Origin of the sequence: Pseudomonas sp. PS02302 (genome assembly GCF_029959585.1) — a bacterium.
GTDB classification, from domain to species: domain Bacteria; phylum Pseudomonadota; class Gammaproteobacteria; order Pseudomonadales; family Pseudomonadaceae; genus Chryseomonas; species Chryseomonas aestiva.
Window position 1 is genome coordinate 1 of the sequence record NZ_JASCON010000154.1, and the last position, 2,852, is coordinate 2,852.

2 protein-coding genes are annotated in these 2,852 nt (G+C 67.0%); both read left to right on the top strand.

Features of this window, described 5'->3' with window-relative positions:
• Nucleotides 1–987: 987 nt before the first annotated feature.
• Nucleotides 988–2,274, top strand: coding sequence for a precorrin-3B synthase (gene cobG, locus QMX82_RS25515; RefSeq protein WP_282288762.1), 1,287 nt, complete (start codon nt 988–990; stop codon nt 2,272–2,274).
• Nucleotides 2,267–2,852, top strand: a 586-nt coding sequence (locus QMX82_RS25520; RefSeq protein WP_282288764.1) for a precorrin-8X methylmutase, incomplete at its 3' end; no start/stop codon positions are given. The genes cobG and QMX82_RS25520, both read left to right, overlap by 8 nt.

Genomic DNA, 2,852 nt, shown 5'->3' on the forward strand with positions numbered 1-2,852 from the left:
CAGGGTTGCCCCTGTCGATGATGTTTCAACCGATATGCCGCCCATTACAGACAGCCATTCGCTTTTTGCACCCTCCCATTCCCCACACCCAACAGCTTTCCTTGCGGATTGCCTGCCTTCCGATGTTGCTGGTTAGGCGGGTGGTCGGGATTGCCACGTTCCCCGATGTGCATCGATTCCCCGGTTAGGTTCCGTCTCTCCCCCGACAGTCGTAGTGGTACCGCGTCGTTAGCTTTGACAACGAGCGCCAGACTGCTTTGCCGATTTTGGCTAGGGCCTATTAACTGCCGTAGGCCCAGTTATGCTTACGAGGGGTCCAACAACGGTTCACATACGTTAACCATACGGGTTGGGTCACTAGCCCTAAGCCTCCGTGCAGTTCGGAAGCTTCACGAAGCTGTTGCCAGTCAAGCGTGTCCCTTGCGGGATAGGACATTGTCCACCGGGCTTCACACCTCAGGGTTGGCCCCCGACGCATGCCGATGTAGTGAACTGGCAGGTACATGCCAGGCTCGGTACTTCCTATGTAAGCGAAGTTGAGCAATGCACAGCGGAGCGGTTGCTCCGTGCTTGGACGAGATACCCTAACGTCTCACGACGTTGGCATGGGCCAGATGAGACCAAGGCATCCCAGAGATGGATTGACCCCTTGCGGGGTCAAATCACCCACAGGGAGTCTTGTTACATTTAGATACAATTTCCTTGGCGGAAACTGCTCTCTGTTACGTCTGATTGATCAATTTATAGCCAAAGATGGCCAAATTTGAGACGTACTTACCCTAGCAAGCAGGGATCGCATTGTCCCCACAAGTGGGTCGAATCAGGCGCGGCAGAGCCGGCTCTCGTGCTTTATTTAGGCTTCAAACCCCTGTAGAACAAGGGTTTCGGCGCCAAGACTAAGCTGGTCGACCAAGCACAACACGAGCATACGTGTCGCACCAAAGCGGGCATAATAACGTCTTTCCCCGTTCAGCCCGACCTTCCGCCGTGAATCCTCCTTCTCCCTCCGCCCTCGTCCCGCGGTCTTCGGCCTGTCCGGGGCTGCTGCGCATCGTGCCCGCGCGCGATGGCGGCCTGTGCCGGGTGAAGTTGCCGGGCGGGCGACTCACGGCAGGCCAGGCGCGGGCCATCGCCGCCGCCAGCGAGCGCTGGGCGAATGGGGTACTGGAGCTGACCAACAGGGCCAACCTGCAACTGCGTGGCGTGCGCCCGGATGGCGCCGACGCCCTGGTGGCCGCGCTGCAGGCCGCCGGTCTGGGTCCGGCCGATCCGGCCGCCGACGACGTGCGCAATCTGCTGCTCAGCCCGGCGGCGGGGCGTGATCCGCAGCAGTTGCAGGATGTCCGTCCCCTGGCCGCCGAATTGCTCGCCCTGCTGGAGGGTGACCGCCGACTGCATGGCCTGTCGCCCAAGTTCGCCCTGCAACTGGACGGCGGCGAAGCCCTGGCACGGCTCGACCATCCCCATGATGTCTGGCTGTCGGCTCGCGCCGAAGGCTACCTGCTCGGCCTCGCCGGTATCCCGCTGGATGCGCCGGTTGGACTGATCGCCCCGGGCCAGGAGGTGGCGACCGTCGCGCGCCTGCTGCATCGCTTTCTCGACCTGGCCGGTCCCGAGCAGGGCCGCCTGCGCCAGCTGCTGGCGCAGCGTCCGGTCGCCGAACTGCTGGCGGGGTTGGATCTGCTGCCGGTTCCGCGCAGCCCTCGTGCGCCGGCCGTAACCGCGCTGCGCCTGGGCAGTCATCCCCAGCTTCAGCCGGGTCGCTGCTGGGTCGGCGCCCAGCCCGCCCTGGGCCGACTGCCGGCAACCAGCCTGGCTGCCCTTGCCGACCTGGCCGAGCACCTCGGCGAGGGCGCGCTGCACCTGACCCCCTGGCAGGGCCTGCTGCTGCCCGACGTGCCGGTCGACAGGGCCCCCGAGCTGCTCGGCGCTCTGGCCACCCTGGAGCTGACCACCGATCCCGCCGCGCCCCTGGCCCGGCTGATCGCCTGCACCGGCAGCCAGGGCTGCGCCAAGGGCCAGGCCGACACCAAGGGCGATGCCCTGCGCCTGGCCGAGCGGCTGCCGGCGGACGTGGAGGTGCACCTCTCCGGCTGCCCGCGCAGTTGCGCCCTGGCCGGCCAGGCGCCCCATACCCTCTTGGCGGTGGCTCCCGGCCGCTATGACCTCTTCGTGCGCGACGCCACCCAGCCCGGTCCGGGCCGGCGGCGCGCCACCCATCTATCCCTCGACGAGGCCGCCGCCTGGCTGGCCCGGAGTCCCAGTGATGCTTGAATACGAACGCGACGGCCAGGCGATCTATCGCCAATCCTTCGCCACCATCCGCGCCGAGGCCGATCTCTCGGCCATCCCCGCCGACCTGGAAAAGCTCGCCGTGCGGGTGATCCACGCCTGCGGCATGGTCGACGTGGTCCAGGACCTGGTTTTTTCCCCGGGCGCTGGCGCGGCCGGTCGCGCGGCCCTGGCGGCCGGCGCGCCCATCCTCTGCGATGCGCGCATGGTCGCCGAGGGCGTCACCCGCACCCGCTTGCCGGCCAACAACCCGGTGATCTGCACCCTGCACGACGAAGGCATCCGCGAACTGGCCGTGGCCCAGGGCAACACCCGTTCGGCGGTGGCCCTGGAGCGCTGGCGGCCGCACCTGGCCGGCAGCGTGGTGGTGATCGGCAACGCCCCCACGGCGCTGTTCTATCTGCTGGAGATGCTCGATGCCGGCGCGCCCAAGCCGGCGCTGATCCTCGGCATGCCGGTGGGCTTCGTCGGCGCCAGGGAGTCCAAGGACGCCCTGGCCGCCGACAGCCGCGGCGTGCCCTATGTCATCGTCCGCGGCCGGCGGGGTGGCAGTGCCATGG